The organism is Natronococcus amylolyticus DSM 10524 (assembly GCF_000337675.1).
Lineage (GTDB): Archaea > Halobacteriota > Halobacteria > Halobacteriales > Natrialbaceae > Natronococcus > Natronococcus amylolyticus.
Genome location: NZ_AOIB01000005.1, coordinates 114660 through 128500, shown reverse-complemented (window position 1 = coordinate 128500; position 13841 = coordinate 114660). Strand labels below are relative to the sequence as shown.

Here is a 13841-nt window from a genome sequence, read left to right as displayed (position 1 = left end):
AGTTAGTCAGCACGGATAAGGGTATTTCGGTTCGAAGGGGTGTTTGAGAGTTACACGCTCACTCCTGGTACCGGCAAATCCCGAACGTCTCGTAACCGCCAAAGGCGATCTCGAGCGAGCCGATCCACCAGTTCCAGCGTTCGGGCGGGCCGCCGTCGGGGGCGTCTTCGAGCTCCTCGAGGACGATTTCCGTCGTGAGTCGGATCCTGGTGTCGGCCTCGTAACGCCCGGAGTCGGCGAGGTCCGTGGCCTGGCGAGCGACGACGCGAGCGGCGCCGCTCGAGCCGCCGAACTCCTCGCGCAGTCGTCGCTCGAGGCGGTCGCGATCGATGCTCACGGGAGCCGGTACGCACCGAGGGCGGTAAACGGCACCGAACGCGGGCGGGCGGGTGTCGCGTCGAGACCGTGTTTCGATGTGTTTTTGAGCGCGCGCCGTTTTTCACCGGGCATGGCAAGTTTCACAGTCGTCGTCGGCGATCCGGACTCCGGATCGACCTACCAGCTCGAAGCGGAGGAACAGGACGCAAACCGGTTCATCGGCAAGTCGATCGGCGAGGAAGTCGACGGTGGTGCCGTCGGTCTCGACGGGTACACCCTCGAGATCACCGGCGGCTCCGACGAGGCCGGCCGCCCGCTCAGCCCCGACGTCGGCGGCCCCAACCTCGAGGAAGTGCTGATGAAGGGCCGACAGGTCGGCTACCACCCCACCCGGGAGGGCGAGCGCCGGCGCGTCACGGTTCGCGGCCGCGAGGTCTCCGACGCCGTCGCACAGATCAACGCCTCGGTCGTCGAATCCGGCAGCAGCGAGATCGACGAGCTGCTGGGCGGCGACGACGAGTAACTTCCCCCGTTTCTCTACGATGGCAGACAGAATCTCGAGTGACCACCCGTCAGTCCGAACCGTTCGCTCGACGTGTACCGAGACGGCAACGGGAACCAAACTCGACGTTCCGGCCGAGGATCGCGAGGCGTTCGTCCACGACGAAGTCGTCCGCGTCGTCCTCGACGGGAGCGAGCGGTTCGCGCGCATTGAACGCGCCCTCACGGGCGAGGAGCTGTCGCTTCCGGGCGTCTACGACACACCGGAGATGGTCCGAAACCCCGGCGAGGGAACGGACCGACTCGAGGAGTGGATCGACGACCACGGGATACGCTCGGGCGGATCAGTGCTGATCGACGTCGTCGAACCCGAGTTTCTCTACGGACTCAGAGCGCCCGGCGAGACGAACTTCTACGACGCCCGCGAACCGCCGAGCGACAGTTTGAGCGACATCGCCGACGGGCTGGGGACGGAGTAGCGGCTGAGCGAGAGCGCTCACTCCGAATCCGCGGCCGGATAGGAGGAGAGAAACCGATCCAGCAACAGCCCGAAGGCGAGGTGCTGGGTCATCGTTCGCTCGAGGGTCGCGCGGACGTAGGCCTCGTCGACGACGGAGTACTCCTTCGTTCGAACCTTCGCGTGCATCGACAGCACGTCCTCCTCCTCGAGTTCGTGCAGACAAGGGTAGACCGTCCCGGGGCTGAGCTGGGCGTCGAACTCTTCGGTTAGATCCGCGAGCAGCTCCTTTCCATGTGTCGACCCGTGGACGCAGACGAGTACGAGCAACAGCTCCTCGAGGTTTTCTTTGATCAGCGACTCGTCGAAGGCGACCTCGTCGGTCGCGAGCGCGGCGGTTACTTGATCGAACAGTTCGTCGAGTTCGTGGTCCGTCGTCCCCGGTTCGGCGGCCCCGAGACCGGTAGCGCCGACGCTTCCGGCTTCGGTACTCGAGCGTTCGTCGAACGCGGACGCGATGGAGGAGTCGTGTTTGCTCATTGATGATCACGGCGGTGTCGTGGCTGGGCCACCGTCGGGACCAGCGACGTCGCGGCGCGAGGTTCGCGTTCGCCCGACAGTCGCTCCGATCCGACGCTTTGTGGCGGTCTCGGGGGATTCCGAGAGGTGCGGAGTCGTGCCCATCCAACTACTGGTTCCTCGTGTCGGAACGTAATAAGTAACAGGGTTCCTTACTTTCATTATTTAGTTAACTACCTGAGCATAAAATACTCGAGCCGGTGTTTCAGGCCGATTCGGGTGGAATCGGAGCATCGGTCGCCACGTCAGACGCGGCTGTCGCTCCAGTTTCGTAGTAATTCCTGAACGTTCCGCCGACGAAGGAACGATCGGAGGAGGTTATTCGTCGACGATGCCGACGACATCGCCGACGTCTTCCGACCGGGCGTCGAACTGCCGGTCGATCCGCTGGTCGGCCATCCGTCCGACCAGCACGTCGTCAGCCAGGCTCTCCCCGTTGATGCGGGCCACGTAGGCGAGGCTTCGCGCGTGAGCGGCGAAGGCGCTCCCCTCGAGCGAGTCGATCGGCGAGGCGACGTCGGCGTCAGGGTGGGCAGCGTCGCCCCGCGAGACGCCCCGGACGTAGGCGACAAGTTGCTCGCGGGCGCGGGGGCCGATCCAGCCCAGTTCCTCGTAGTAGCGCAGGCAGTTCAGCGCCCCCGTCGTTCCGAACCGGTCGGTGAGATATCTCACCCACTCGATCGTTACGTCCGTCCGATCGGTCGGTCCGTCGAGCGTCTCGAGGTACGGCATCGTGTCTGTCATTACTACTGAACGTTTCCTCGCCGGGAACGCAAGAAGCTTCGTTCGATTACGAGCGGTGAGCCGTCAGACGGCGACGACGAACTCGACGAGGTACTGCGTCGCGGCGGCGACGACCGCACCGACCCACGTCAGGAGGACGAAGTGGACCAGCCCGCTAATGGGATGGCCGCGGTCCGTGAGTCGGATGATGGCCGCCGACAGCGCCGCGTTGAGCAGGATGGTAAACGACAGCAGGTACTCGATGGCCGCGATGTTGTACTGTTCGGTATGGAGCAGACCGTCGGTGAAATCGCCCGGCGCTGGCCCGCCGGCGACGTTGCTCTCGGGGTCATCGGTGTCGTCCAGATCCATCTCCGTGGTGATATCCATCATGATGTCGACGATCTCGAGCCCGATGAAGAAGGCAAAGACGCTCGCGGCGGTGATCCCGTACAGGACGCCAATGAGGGTCATCGTCTCCTGCTGGCGCTGCTCGCGGACCTTCAGCACCTGATTGTAGTTCCTGCTGATAAGCTGACCCAGCAGCTTCGGATCGCCCCCCATCCGGCGACCGACGACGTACATATCGCCGAACTTCTGGATGAGGTACGAGCCGGTCTCGGCGGCAAACAGCCGCCACGATCGAACGCCGTCGATCCGCATGTTGAGCCGCTTGTACAGCGCGTCGATGTTCGCCGTCAGCGCACCGAAATCCTTGTGGCGCAGGCTCGAGAGGACGCTGCTCGTCGAGGTCTGTTTGACGCTCTCGACGGCCCCGAGCGTCCGGACGAAGCTCGGGAACTCGCCGTCGCGGATCTTGACCCTCTGTTCCTCCCGTCGCATCCTCCAGCCGGGGTACAGAAGCGGCGTCACGGGGACCGCGAGCAGGATCGGCAGCGGGATGTCGAGGTCGGGCACCGGTACGAACCCGAGCAGGGCGACGAGGACGCCGAGCGCCAGCACGGCGCTCGTTCCGACGCCGATCGCCAGCGCGGTCGGGATCCCGTCCGTCGGACCGAAGCCGGCGGTCTCCTCTATGTACCAGACGGGGTCGGCGGGCGCGATGAGGTGGATCGCGTAGACGAACCCGAGCTGGACGATCAGGAACATGACGATCGTGCCGGCGATCAGCAGCGTCGGGTTCGCCCCGACGAGGATCGGGAGGACGATCGCGAACACGAGGACGAACGCGACCGACAGCATCATCGACATGTACAGCTCCTTCATCACGTCCAGTTTCGCCAGGTCGGCCTCGTAGCGGGTGACGAACTGCTGGATGATCGTGTCCTGCTCGTCGATCAGGAACTCGCTGATCTGCTGGCCGCCGCCGACCGTGTAGGCGAGTCGCTCGAGGAAGTCCGTCAGCAGCGGGCTCGAGGTCTGTTTGGCCCGTATTCGACAGGCGTCGTCGAGGCTCATGTTCCAGGTGTCGACCATCGCGACGAGGTGGCCCATCTCGTCGGCCAGCGCGTCGTACTCCTCCTCCTCGGCCAGGGTTCGGAAGATCTCGACGCGGTTGATGTTCGTCATCGAGAGCACCGTGATGTGGGTCAGAAAGAGGTGAAAGCGCTGTCGGACCTGCTTGCGTTTCCGTTCCTGGAGCAGTTTCGGGTAGCTGACCGCGACGGCGACCCCGAGCAGCCCGAGCAGGACGACCGGGAGCGTCAGCAACAGGGGGAGACCCAGCAGCAGCGCCAGCACGGGCGTAAACAGGAAGAACCCGACCGCGGGCGCAACGACGAACAGGAGGTACCGTTCGGTCGAGAACCCCATCTGTTCGTAGGCCATCCCGAGCTCGCGAAGCGCCGAACGGGCGGCGAGCTCCGGTGACGACTGGGTCTCCGAGGACATGTTAGGCGAACTGATCGAGCCCCCTGATCCGAACCGGCAGCCCCTGCAGCCCGTCGCGCTGGAAGTCGGCGATCGCCCGGTTGACCTCGTGGTAGCCCAGCACGTCGGCGTCAATCAGCTGGCGGACGATCTCCGCGCGGCGATCGAGCTCGTCGTAGATCCGGCGAGTGTCCTGGTAGCCGAGCAGCGTCGCGATCTGTTCCTCGAGGACGTAGGAGTTGTTCCGACCCGTAAACGAGACGTCGTCGTCCCTGGGATCCCAGCGAAAGGCCTGCCGGGTGACGACCCCGCCCTCGTAGTCGGAGTAGCCCTCGATCTCCTGGACCGAGGTGACCCGACGGAGGACGTCGTCGCCCTGCTTGACCCGGTTCTGGAACAGCGCGACGTCGCAGTTGTCCATGAACGTCTCCGGGACGTCGATCGGACTCCCGGTAAAGCGCTGGATCATCGAGACGATGTCGCTGGCGTGGAACGTCAGCATGACCGGGTGGCCGGTCTGGGCGGCCTGGAACGCCATCTGGCCCTCCTCACCGCGGACCTCGCCCACGACGATGTAGTCGGGGCGCGAGCGGAGCGCGGCCGCCACCAGGTCGAACATGTCGACGTCGGCGCTCTCGTCGCCCGACCCCTCCCGGGTCAGGAGCTGCTGCCAGGTGTCGTGGGGCGGGATTACCTCCGCGGTGTCCTCGGCGGTGTAGATCTTGGCGTCCCGCGGGATAAACGAGAGCGCGGCGTTCAGCGTCGTCGTCTTCCCCGAGGCGGTCTCGCCGACGACGAACACCGTCTGCTCGTTCTCGAGGCAGAGCCAGAGGTAGGCCGCGAGTTCGGGGCTGAGCGTGCCCCACTTCGTGATCTGGAGGATCGAGAGGGGGACCTCCTCGCCCTGTCGGATCGTCAGCGAGGGCCCCTGCACCGAGACGTCGTCGGAGTAGATGATGTTGATCCGGGAGCCGTCGGGCAGCGTCGCGTCGATCACCGGATCGGAGTCGCTGACGGGGTGGTCCATCCGTTCGCCCATGTTTCGGAGCCACTGTTCGAACTCCGCGGGCGTGCCGAAGTCGACGGTCGCCTCGATCATCCCGTAGGTGCCGTGGTCGAGGTAACACTGGTCGGGGCCGATGACGTGGATGTCCTCGTTGGCCGTGTCGGTCATCACCGGCTCGAGCGGGCCGAGGCCGACGATGTCGCGCTGGAGCTGGTAGCGCAGGCGGGAGAACTGCTCCTCGGTCACGGAGAGCGTGCTCGTCCCGAAGGCGTCGAACAGCCCGCCCGAACTCGGCTCCTCGGTCGTCCCGGAGCCGATCTCGACGACCTCGTCTAACAGGGCGTCGATGTGTTCCTCGAACGCCTCGCTGTCGGTCGGGGCGGGCCGCGTGACGCTCTTGTCGAGAATCCGCTGGCGGATCTCGTCGTACAGCTCCCCGTCGCCGTCCTCGAGGATCGGCTCGACGCAGTAGTACGTCGTCGAGATGCCGACGTCGCCGTGGACGTGACAGAAGATCGGCTCCTCGGGGGTGTAGATGACGTTCGGCCGGGGGGACTCCCAGCCGGGACCCGGCTCGTCGATCAGGACCGGGTACTCGTTGTACTCGGCGTAGAACCCCTCGAGGTGTTCGCGGAGGTGGGGGTGGTTGTCGGCGAACGCGGCCAGGTCGTCCTCGAGCCGCGGCGTTCCGAAGTCGGACATCTCAGGCGACCGTCCGGCTGATGATCGAGACGCCCCGTCCCTGCTGGACGCTGAAGCCGATCGTGTCGTCGACCGGGGCGTTCATGTTCTGGAACCGCCGAACGCGGATGCTCCGCCTGACCTCCTGGCCGACCGCCGTCGTCTCGATGTCGAAGTAGACGTCGGCGACGCTTCGCAGCGGGTGCAAGGCGTCCTCGGCGATCCCGCTCGGATCGACCGTCAGCACGATCGACTTGCCGCCTCTGGTCATCCGCCGGAGGAAGGTGACGAGTCGCTGGAGCACGCGGTTCTCCTCGCCGGCCGCGCTGCCGGCCTCGTAGTTGGGGTCGTGGCGCAACAGCGCCGAGAGCGTGTCGACGTAGACGACGTCCGCCCGCCAGAGTCGCTCGGCGTCGACCAGCCGAGCGAGCAGCTGGCGGGTCGGCCCCGCGTCGTGGGTGTCGACGTTCGCGTGCAGGAAGAGGAGTCGTTCGGCCAGCAGGAGGTCGACGGCGTCGTAGGACAGCGAGTGCATCTGGTCGATGAACTCGCCTGCCTCGAGCTCGCTCGAGACGTAGGTGACGTCGGTTCCCTCGGTCGCCATCCCGTAGGCGAACCGCTGGGAGAGCGCGCTCTTGCCGGCGCCGTCCTCGCCCTCGATCAGTACAATGCTTCCGGTCGGGATGCCGTCGCCGACGGCGTTGTTCACCCGATCTCGATCCGTCAGTCCGATAGAGTAGTGGTCAGTCATGGTTAGGTTCGAAATTCGAACACCGCGCGGCTGTCGTTTTTCGTGACGACTGCCCGGTGTTCCTCGCCGGTCTCGAGAGTCCGGTCGATCTTGAGTTCGGCGACGGCGCCCGATCGCCAGTGGTCGTCGCCGTGGATCTCGATCTCGAGTTCATCGCTCGAGACGTACTCGCCGTCGACGAGCACGTCGAGGCCGGCGCCGTCGCTGGCGAGGGTCTTCTCGCCGGTGTTCTTGACGTACAGGGTGACGGTGCCGTCGCCCTCATCGCCCTCGTCGCCCTCGTCGTCCTCGTCGTAGACGGCGTCGCTGCCCGCGTCGCTGATGATCGCGATGTCGGTGTCAATCGCGTCCGCGGTGTTTCCGGTCTGGGTGCTGACGGAGCTGCTCACGTCGGTCACCGTGGTCACGAGGGTTCCGGCGACACCCGCGGCGACGATCATCGCCGCGATGAACAGGATCAGACTCGAGATCGAGGTGCTCGACACCTCAGACCGCCTCCGTGGTCGCGACGCCGTGTTCGGTGACCAGCTTGATCCGCTCGGGGTCGTCGGGGAGGTCGTCCTCGTCGACGGTGATCGTCAGCTCCTCCTCGGGGAGCCACAGCTCGTGGTTGGACTCCTCGTCGATCGTCGTCTCCCGGTCTGCGGGGAGCGTTCCGTCGACGAGCAGCGTCGTATCCGCGGCCGACAGCGACGTCGAGCCGTCGTTTCTGGCAGTCACCATCAGCTCACCGTCCTCGGACGTGATCTCGACGTCGTCGATCGCGGTGTTGTGCGTCTCGAGGACACGGTCGTCCCGGTCCTCGATCGCATCCTGGCGTAAGTCTTGTGCCGCCTGCAGGGTTGGATACGCCACGCTGACGGCGACGAGAACGCCGATGAGGAGGATCGCGGTCGCGCCACTGGTGCTGAAGCCCATCTTCGATCACCCACTCGTCAGGGCTCGACGGTTCGTCTGATCTCGCGGATCTCCCGAAGCTGCATCATGTAGGCGTAGCTGTCGGCGTGGTCGTCGGCCGTCAGCTCCGCGGCGCCCGCGGGGGCCGCGGTCTCGAGCCCCGGTCCCGCGAGGACGCTCTCGAGGTGGACCCGGACCTCCTCGTCGATCCAGCCGACCTCGACGTAGTACGACAGCGCCTCGAGGGTCGCCCGCGGCCCGCCCGCCTCGAGTAAGTCCGCGAGCCACTCGAAGACGACCACGTCGGTCGCGTAGGTGTCGGGCAGCTCCCGCAGTGCGGGCTCGTCGGGACTACGGCGCTCGAGCTGGGGTTCCGCGGTCGGCTCGGGTTCGGGTTCGTCGTCCCCGATCTCGTCGACGGGTTCGATCTCGACCTCGCCCTTGAGGTCGTCGAACGAGACCGTCTCGCCCTCGGTGTCGGCGTGCTCGTCGCCGAAGACCTCGAACCCGTTGTCGGCCTCGCCCTCGCCGGTGAAGGGGTTGATGTCGTCGGTCACCTGGTCGTACAGCCCCAGCAGCCGTCGCACGCGGTCGTTGAGTTCGTCGACCTGCGAGACGACCTGCTCCTGGGAGTCCTGGATCGCGTCCAGGCGCATCTCGGTGTCCTCGAGCGACTCCTCGAGGCCCTCGGTACGGTAGTACAGCTCGTCGACCGCCTCCTCGTCGGGGCCGTCCTCGCCGCCGTCGGCCCCGGCCTCGTCGCTCGAGTTCGAAAAGGAGCTGGCCCAGCTGAGGTCGATCCCGCCCGAGTCGTCGTCGGGGTCGTCCAGCGGCGCGGGCTCGAGGGCGGCGAACTCGTCGTGTTCGTCCTCCGCGTCGTCCTCGAGGGTGGCCTCGTCGTCGGCGTCCTCGAGGTCGCCGTCCTCCTCGGCGACGCTCTCGTCGAATTCCTCGAGTTCGGGGTCGGCCTCCCAGTCCGCTGGCTCGAGGCCCGCCGGCTCGGGATCGGCGTCGGACTTCCCGTGACCGAGCAGCCGCAGCAGCCAGTTCAGTCCCGCGGCCATCCTACCGGCCCTCCGTCGGTGCCCCGCTGCCGGCGTCGGCCGGCCCGTTTCCTGTGCGATAGTGTTCTGACATACCCGCCTCTTCTAACAGGACCGCTAAAGTTCTCTCCACGAGTTCAGCGCTCGTTTCGAACCGTGAGTCGAGACTCGAATCGAAACGTGAACTGACAACTACCTTGATGCTCACTGTGTTTGATGTTCTACCGGGGACGACCCCTACAATCCGCGCTTCCGTCAGATTCGCCCGATCCGGCCTCGAGCTCCGGTGAAGCTCTCAGCCCGCTGTCACGCGGTGTGATCGCGGGGTGGCGCTCGAGTCGGCGGCCGCCTCTCGAGTTCGCACTCGAGGTGGCTCGCGCACCCACGGGTGCGCTCGGGAACGTACGGGACGCGGACACGAGACAGATATACAATGTTCGAAACAATCGCAAACGAAGACGACCGCGGTCAGGTCGGGATCGGGACGCTCATCGTGTTCATCGCGATGGTCCTGGTCGCGGCTATCGCCGCAGGTGTACTGATCAACACGGCTGGTTCGCTCCAGAGCCAGGCGTCGGATACGGGTACTGAGACCCAAGAAGCAGTCGCGAACCAGATCGAAGTGGTTCACGCAGTTGGTGAAACGCACGATGGTGAGGAACTGAGTGAAACTGATGACGGGATCGAACAGCTCAGCATGACCATAATGCGGTCGGCTGGAGCAGATGTGATCGACCTCGAGTCGATGACCGTCCAGTATACTAGTGCCGAGACGGATCAGACGCTTACTCACGAAGATTCTGACGACGTAGAGGACGGCGATGAATTTGACCCCTCTGAGTTAGAGGAAGAGCAATTCACTACCGTTGGTATTGATGATAGTGAGGACAACTCGTTGACCAATTCGGAAGACCGCGTTCAGCTTCTGATTAACGTTGACGAAGTTGACGATGGTCTCGGAGAGGGTGACAGCGCAACGCTGCAACTCGTCGACCAATCCGGTGCGCAGTTCACCTACGGAGTCTCCGTCCCAGCAACGTTCGGTAACAACCACGTCGTCGAAGTCTAAAACAATGTTCGAGGCAATTACAGACAACAGTGACCGCGGTCAAGTCGGAATCGGCACCCTCATCGTGTTCATCGCGATGGTGCTAGTTGCGGCAATTGCAGCAGGCGTACTGATCAACACGGCTGGCTCCCTCCAGAGCCAGGCTTCCGATACGGGTTCTGAAACACAGGATGCGGTTGCGAATCAGATCGAAGTCGTACACGCGGCCGGTAACGTTGACGAGAGTGGAGAGTACGTCGAAGAGGTCGACATGACGCTCATGCAGTCCGCTGGCTCTAACGAAATCGATCTCAACTCGATGACGGTCCAGTATACGAGCGCTCATACGGACGAAACGCTCATGCTAGACGATGGCGAGCTGAGCTCCGACTCCATTTCAGGCGATAACGGTGGAGAATCGCTGACCACGACTGAAGACCGAGTGCAGCTCTCGCTCGATACGGCTGCTCTCGAAGGCGACGAAGAGGATGACCTGGGTACTCAAATAACCGAGACGGTCGATACTGACGGTGAAGATATTGACATCGACATCGATCCAACCGTCGATGAGGGTGCGGATGAGGTAGAGTTCGAAATTGAGCTTGAGGACACTGGTCTCGGAGATGAAGAGACTGCAGATCTTGAATTTGCCCTAGACGAGGATAACGAAGAGACCCTCTCTGTCGGTGACACAGACGATGTGGACGATACTACTCTCACCCTCGACGATATCGGAAATGGGGACGAGTTTACTATTGACATCTCACCTGACGAAGGCGACGAAACTGGGTTCGAGGACTCTTACGAAGGAGAGATTTCCTTTATCAGTGGCCTCGAGACTGGTTCGAGCGCAACCGTCGCGCTCGTTGACCAGTCCGGTGCGCAGTACACCTACGGCATCAGCGTCCCGTCGACCTTCGGTGACGCCACGGTTGTCGAGGTCTAATCTCGCAACCACGCCGTATAGATACCTATTTGCCGCTTTTTTGTTCGATGTCGATACGCGAGGACTCGAGTTCGAACGCTACTAGTCGAACGCAAGTAGCGGAGAGCGTCCTCGAGCATACAACTCACTCCTCGATATCGTCCAGAGATTTTTACAGATATACTCTCCACTGAGAGTATGATCGACGACGGCACCTCGAGACGCCGCTTCCTCACTACAGCCGCCACCGTAACGGCAGCGGGACTAGCAGGCTGTACCGGCTCCACCGGACAGATCCACCCGCAAGAACCGTCCGAGCCTCGAGAGGGCTCCCCCGAGGAGTTCTACTACTTCCTCGAGGACAACGATATCGCGGTCGAGGAACTCGCTCGAGAGGACGACGAACTGTTCCTGACCTACGACTCCGAGGCCGAGACGATCGAGGAATCGGACGAGGAGATCATGGTGATCTACGAGGTGTACAAGCTGGCGCTGATCCACCGCGGGTCGGAGATCGAGTACCTCTACAGCGAGATCGCGGATCCCTTCGAGGAGCAGGCGTTGGGCTGGGGGATCGACACCGAGTGGGTCCACCGGTTCGACGACGAGGAGGGCGAGGGTAACGAGACCGACGCCAACGAGTCGACGAACTCGAGCGTGGGCAACGAATCCGCCGAAGAGGAACTAGATATGGACCAGGTCACTCTCTGGAGCAACATCATGAACACCAAAGTGTACGAGGACGACGTCGAGGCCGTCGGCAACGAGAGCGACGCGAACGAGACCGCGGCCAACGCGACGAACGCGAGCGACGACGTTCTCGAGAACGAGAGCGACTGACCAGCCATGAGCGAGGACCTCCCATACGACGAGGGTGTGCTCACCCCCGAGGAGCTCTCGCTCGAGCGCGATACCGTCGACGACCTCGGCGAGAACCGGTTTCTGGTTCGCTCCGAGGGCGACGACTCGAGCGCGGTGCTAACCGACGGCCGCGGCGGAGTCGAGCGCTCGAGTTCCGAGATCGGATCCGACCTCGCCGACACCCCCCAGCCCCACGCGGTCGACATCGCGCTGAAGGTCGACGGCGAGGTCGCACGCCACCGAGCGTCCTCGAGCGACGTCCGCGAGGTGTTCGCCGAGCTGCTGACCTGGTACGCGACCCAGCTGGACGACGACCTCTCGCCCGAGGCGACGCTGCGGCTGATGCTCGAGCACGCCGACCTCGAGCGCTGACGAGGGGATGACGCGTCCTTTTTCCCGCTCGAGCGACGATAGCGCCGTATGAGCAACCCACGCGAGGAGTTTCTGGCAGGGGAGCGTCCCGAGGACGTCGCCCTGTTCCTGGCCGATTCGTACGTCGCGGACGAGCGCTTCGAGAAGTTCGGCGACCCCGTCGACGACGGGATCGTGATGATCGTCGACGGCGAGAGCGGGCGCAACGCGTTCAAGGCCGCGACCGACACCGACGCGATGGGCTTCGCCAAGACCGCGATGCAACAGGAAGGGAAGATCAACGACGACCTCACCAGCGGCGAGTGTCCCGAAGCCGACGCGGACGGCGACCACGAACCCCAGTTCGTCTTCGCGTTCGCCGAGGAACGGAACGAGGACGTGGGCGGGATCTACGCCGAGGGCGCGGTCGTCCACGCGTACGCGCAGTGTGCCTGCGGGACGGCCTACTCGGATCGCTGGAACGTCGCCGACTCGTAGCCGCCCCCACGCGTCGTCGCGACCGACAGCTCGTCGCCACGGCCCGACTCGAGGACTCACACCGACCGGCGACCCGGACGGCTCCGAGCAGCGCCAAGGAGCAGCCTTTTCCTGACGGCCCGGCTACCCGCCCCCAATGAGTTCCTTCGAGACGCCACAGAAGACCGATCGCGGCTTCGGGTTGTCGCGCCGCGAGGTAACCGTCGTCGGCGGGGCGAGCAGCCTGATGGCGGTCACCATCGCACTGATGTACGCCTTCGCGATGACCCCGATCGCCGAGATCAACCAGCTCGTGTTCTCGGTGCCGATCGTCGGCGTTATCGTCTACGGCGCGGCGATCACGATCGGCGACCTGATCGCCGAGCGGGGCGTCAAAAACGACAACATGGGGACGGCGTTTTTCGGAATGGTGATCCTCCAGGTCGCGTTCGCGGCCTTCGGCGCGGGCGTGATCGCGTTCGCCCCGCCCGATCTCCGAGTGACGATCCTCGGCATCACGGCGGTCATCACCGCGATCATGATGGCCGTGATCTCGGGGTACGTCTACGCCCGCTCGATCACGTTCGAACACTGGGGGCGGTTCTCGACGTACGCCTTCATCGGCGGCGTGATCGCGATCCTCGTCGGTAGCTTCGTCCTGCCGGAGCTGCTGCTGGCCGGCTTCGCGCTGTTCTTCCTTGGCTTCGTCCTCCGACTCGGTTACGAAATCTGGCAGGTCCGGGACAACCACAACGCCTCGGTCGGCCTGCAGACCATCGGCGTCTACGTCGCCGTCGCCGGGGTGTTCGTCCACGTCCTGCAGCTCGTCCGGGCCTACGTACTCTCCCAGGAGTAGCTCCCACCGGTCGATTTACGTCCATATTCGTGGAACCGTTCGCCGTGACACGTTACTACGAGGAGCTGACGGTCGGCGACGTTTTCGAAACCGGTGGCTACACCGTCACGAAAGATGAGATCGTCGAGTTCGCGGAGCAGTTCGATCCGCAGCCGTTCCACGTCGACGAAGAGGCGGCGGCGGAGTCGATGTTCGGCGAGCTGGTCGCCAGCGGGCTGCACACGCTCTGTCTGTCGGTACGGCTGTTCGTCACCGACGTCGTCCAGGGCGAGGACGGCGTCGCGAACATGGGCGGGCTCGGGATGGACGACCTGCGGTGGCACGAGCCGGTTCGTCCCGGGGACACGCTCCGCGTTCGCGTCGAGGTGCTCGAGAAGAACCCGTCGGAGAGCCGATCCGACCGCGGCTACGTCACGTTCGGCCGGAGCGTTGTCGTCGACGAGACGACCGTGCTGTCGATCACCTCGTCGAACGTTATCCGGCGACGGGACACCGGGAGGTAGTCGACTCCGACGCCGAAAGGGAGAACGCGTCCTC

The 13841-nt window shown here is 64.3% G+C and carries 18 protein-coding genes; 9 read left to right on the top strand and 9 right to left on the bottom strand.

The genetic code is table 11. The features are described 5' to 3' along the window. Window positions 1-58 precede the first annotated feature (58 nt). Window positions 59-337: a hypothetical protein gene (locus tag C491_RS01235; RefSeq protein WP_005553144.1), complete on the bottom strand. Its 279-nt coding sequence runs from the start codon at window positions 335-337 to the stop codon at window positions 59-61. Window positions 338-448: 111 nt separating this feature from the next. On the opposite strand from C491_RS01235, the gene C491_RS01230 reads away from it, so the two are divergent. Continuing rightward, window positions 449-841: a 30S ribosomal protein S6e gene (locus C491_RS01230; protein ID WP_005553142.1), complete on the top strand. Its 393-nt coding sequence runs from the start codon at window positions 449-451 to the stop codon at window positions 839-841. Between the two features lie 19 nt (window positions 842-860). Continuing rightward, complete coding sequence (locus C491_RS01225) at window positions 861-1298, top strand: DUF7112 family protein (protein ID WP_005553140.1); 438 nt, start codon at window positions 861-863, stop codon at window positions 1296-1298. 17 nt (window positions 1299-1315) lie between these two features. Here the strand turns inward: C491_RS01225 and C491_RS01220 are convergent, their stop codons facing one another. From C491_RS01220 to C491_RS01185, 8 genes are all read right to left on the bottom strand, one after another. Beyond that, the gene (locus C491_RS01220) at window positions 1316-1816 is read right to left on the bottom strand and encodes a helix-turn-helix transcriptional regulator (RefSeq protein ID WP_005553139.1); all 501 of its coding nucleotides are present in this window, start codon (window positions 1814-1816) and stop codon (window positions 1316-1318) included. Window positions 1817-2173: 357 nt separating this feature from the next. Next, on the bottom strand, window positions 2174-2599 hold the full coding sequence (locus C491_RS01215; RefSeq protein WP_005553137.1) for a FlaD/FlaE family flagellar protein: 426 nt from the start codon (window positions 2597-2599) through the stop codon (window positions 2174-2176). A gap of 63 nt (window positions 2600-2662) precedes the next feature. Then, entirely contained in the window at window positions 2663-4429 is a 1767-nt protein-coding gene (flaJ, locus tag C491_RS01210; protein WP_005553135.1) for an archaellar assembly protein FlaJ, read from the bottom strand. A gap of 1 nt (window position 4430) precedes the next feature. After that, complete coding sequence (locus C491_RS01205; protein WP_005553134.1) at window positions 4431-6116, bottom strand: type II/IV secretion system ATPase subunit; 1686 nt, start codon at window positions 6114-6116, stop codon at window positions 4431-4433. Window position 6117: 1 nt separating this feature from the next. Further along, window positions 6118-6846 carry an ATPase domain-containing protein gene (locus tag C491_RS01200; protein ID WP_005553132.1) on the bottom strand — a complete coding sequence of 243 codons (729 nt, stop codon included), beginning with the start codon at window positions 6844-6846 and terminating at the stop codon, window positions 6118-6120. 2 nt (window positions 6847-6848) lie between these two features. Next, window positions 6849-7331: a flagellin gene (locus C491_RS01195; RefSeq protein WP_005553131.1), complete on the bottom strand. Its 483-nt coding sequence runs from the start codon at window positions 7329-7331 to the stop codon at window positions 6849-6851. Between the two features lies 1 nt (window position 7332). Further along, window positions 7333-7764: a flagellin gene (locus tag C491_RS01190; protein ID WP_005553130.1), complete on the bottom strand. Its 432-nt coding sequence runs from the start codon at window positions 7762-7764 to the stop codon at window positions 7333-7335. Between the two features lie 17 nt (window positions 7765-7781). After that, window positions 7782-8807, bottom strand: coding sequence for a FlaD/FlaE family flagellar protein (locus tag C491_RS01185; RefSeq protein WP_005553129.1), 1026 nt, complete (start codon window positions 8805-8807; stop codon window positions 7782-7784). 412 nt (window positions 8808-9219) lie between these two features. On the opposite strand from C491_RS01185, the gene C491_RS01180 reads away from it, so the two are divergent. The 7 genes from C491_RS01180 (at window position 9220) to C491_RS01150 (ending at window position 13807) form a co-directional block, all read left to right on the top strand. After that, window positions 9220-9855, top strand: coding sequence for an archaellin/type IV pilin N-terminal domain-containing protein (locus C491_RS01180; RefSeq protein WP_005553128.1), 636 nt, complete (start codon window positions 9220-9222; stop codon window positions 9853-9855). Between the two features lie 4 nt (window positions 9856-9859). Further along, complete coding sequence (locus C491_RS24150) at window positions 9860-10780, top strand: archaellin/type IV pilin N-terminal domain-containing protein (RefSeq protein ID WP_005553127.1); 921 nt, start codon at window positions 9860-9862, stop codon at window positions 10778-10780. A gap of 177 nt (window positions 10781-10957) precedes the next feature. Continuing rightward, window positions 10958-11599, top strand: a complete 642-nt coding sequence (locus C491_RS01170) for a hypothetical protein (protein ID WP_005553126.1) — start codon at window positions 10958-10960, stop codon at window positions 11597-11599. 6 nt (window positions 11600-11605) lie between these two features. After that, window positions 11606-11992 (top strand): DUF7500 family protein, encoded by a 387-nt coding sequence (locus tag C491_RS01165; protein WP_005553125.1) that lies wholly within the window; start codon window positions 11606-11608, stop codon window positions 11990-11992. A 48-nt stretch (window positions 11993-12040) separates the two neighbouring features. After that, the gene (locus C491_RS01160; protein WP_005553123.1) at window positions 12041-12469 is read left to right on the top strand and encodes a DUF5807 family protein; all 429 of its coding nucleotides are present in this window, start codon (window positions 12041-12043) and stop codon (window positions 12467-12469) included. Window positions 12470-12605: 136 nt separating this feature from the next. Continuing rightward, window positions 12606-13304: a Bax inhibitor 1 family protein gene (locus C491_RS01155; protein ID WP_005553121.1), complete on the top strand. Its 699-nt coding sequence runs from the start codon at window positions 12606-12608 to the stop codon at window positions 13302-13304. A gap of 44 nt (window positions 13305-13348) precedes the next feature. After that, the gene (locus C491_RS01150) at window positions 13349-13807 is read left to right on the top strand and encodes a MaoC family dehydratase (protein ID WP_049891362.1); all 459 of its coding nucleotides are present in this window, start codon (window positions 13349-13351) and stop codon (window positions 13805-13807) included. Window positions 13808-13841 lie beyond the last annotated feature (34 nt).

Excerpts from the sequence above, each read along its gene's own strand:
- C491_RS01215 (WP_005553137.1), bottom strand. The coding sequence starts at position 2,599 with ATGACAGACACGATGCCGTACCTCGAGACGCTCGACGGACCGACCGAT.
- C491_RS01230 (WP_005553142.1), top strand. The coding sequence starts at position 449 with ATGGCAAGTTTCACAGTCGTCGTCGGCGATCCGGACTCCGGATCGACC.
- C491_RS01200 (WP_005553132.1), bottom strand. The coding sequence starts at position 6,846 with ATGACTGACCACTACTCTATCGGACTGACGGATCGAGATCGGGTGAAC.
- C491_RS01155 (WP_005553121.1), top strand. The coding sequence starts at position 12,606 with ATGAGTTCCTTCGAGACGCCACAGAAGACCGATCGCGGCTTCGGGTTG.
- flaJ (WP_005553135.1), bottom strand. The coding sequence starts at position 4,429 with ATGTCCTCGGAGACCCAGTCGTCACCGGAGCTCGCCGCCCGTTCGGCG.
- C491_RS01170 (WP_005553126.1), top strand. The coding sequence starts at position 10,958 with ATGATCGACGACGGCACCTCGAGACGCCGCTTCCTCACTACAGCCGCC.
- C491_RS24150 (WP_005553127.1), top strand. The coding sequence starts at position 9,860 with ATGTTCGAGGCAATTACAGACAACAGTGACCGCGGTCAAGTCGGAATC.
- C491_RS01165 (WP_005553125.1), top strand. The coding sequence starts at position 11,606 with ATGAGCGAGGACCTCCCATACGACGAGGGTGTGCTCACCCCCGAGGAG.
- C491_RS01220 (WP_005553139.1), bottom strand. The coding sequence starts at position 1,816 with ATGAGCAAACACGACTCCTCCATCGCGTCCGCGTTCGACGAACGCTCG.
- C491_RS01185 (WP_005553129.1), bottom strand. The coding sequence starts at position 8,807 with ATGGCCGCGGGACTGAACTGGCTGCTGCGGCTGCTCGGTCACGGGAAG.
- C491_RS01160 (WP_005553123.1), top strand. The coding sequence starts at position 12,041 with ATGAGCAACCCACGCGAGGAGTTTCTGGCAGGGGAGCGTCCCGAGGAC.
- C491_RS01180 (WP_005553128.1), top strand. The coding sequence starts at position 9,220 with ATGTTCGAAACAATCGCAAACGAAGACGACCGCGGTCAGGTCGGGATC.
- C491_RS01225 (WP_005553140.1), top strand. The coding sequence starts at position 861 with ATGGCAGACAGAATCTCGAGTGACCACCCGTCAGTCCGAACCGTTCGC.
- C491_RS01205 (WP_005553134.1), bottom strand. The coding sequence starts at position 6,116 with ATGTCCGACTTCGGAACGCCGCGGCTCGAGGACGACCTGGCCGCGTTC.
- C491_RS01190 (WP_005553130.1), bottom strand. The coding sequence starts at position 7,764 with ATGGGCTTCAGCACCAGTGGCGCGACCGCGATCCTCCTCATCGGCGTT.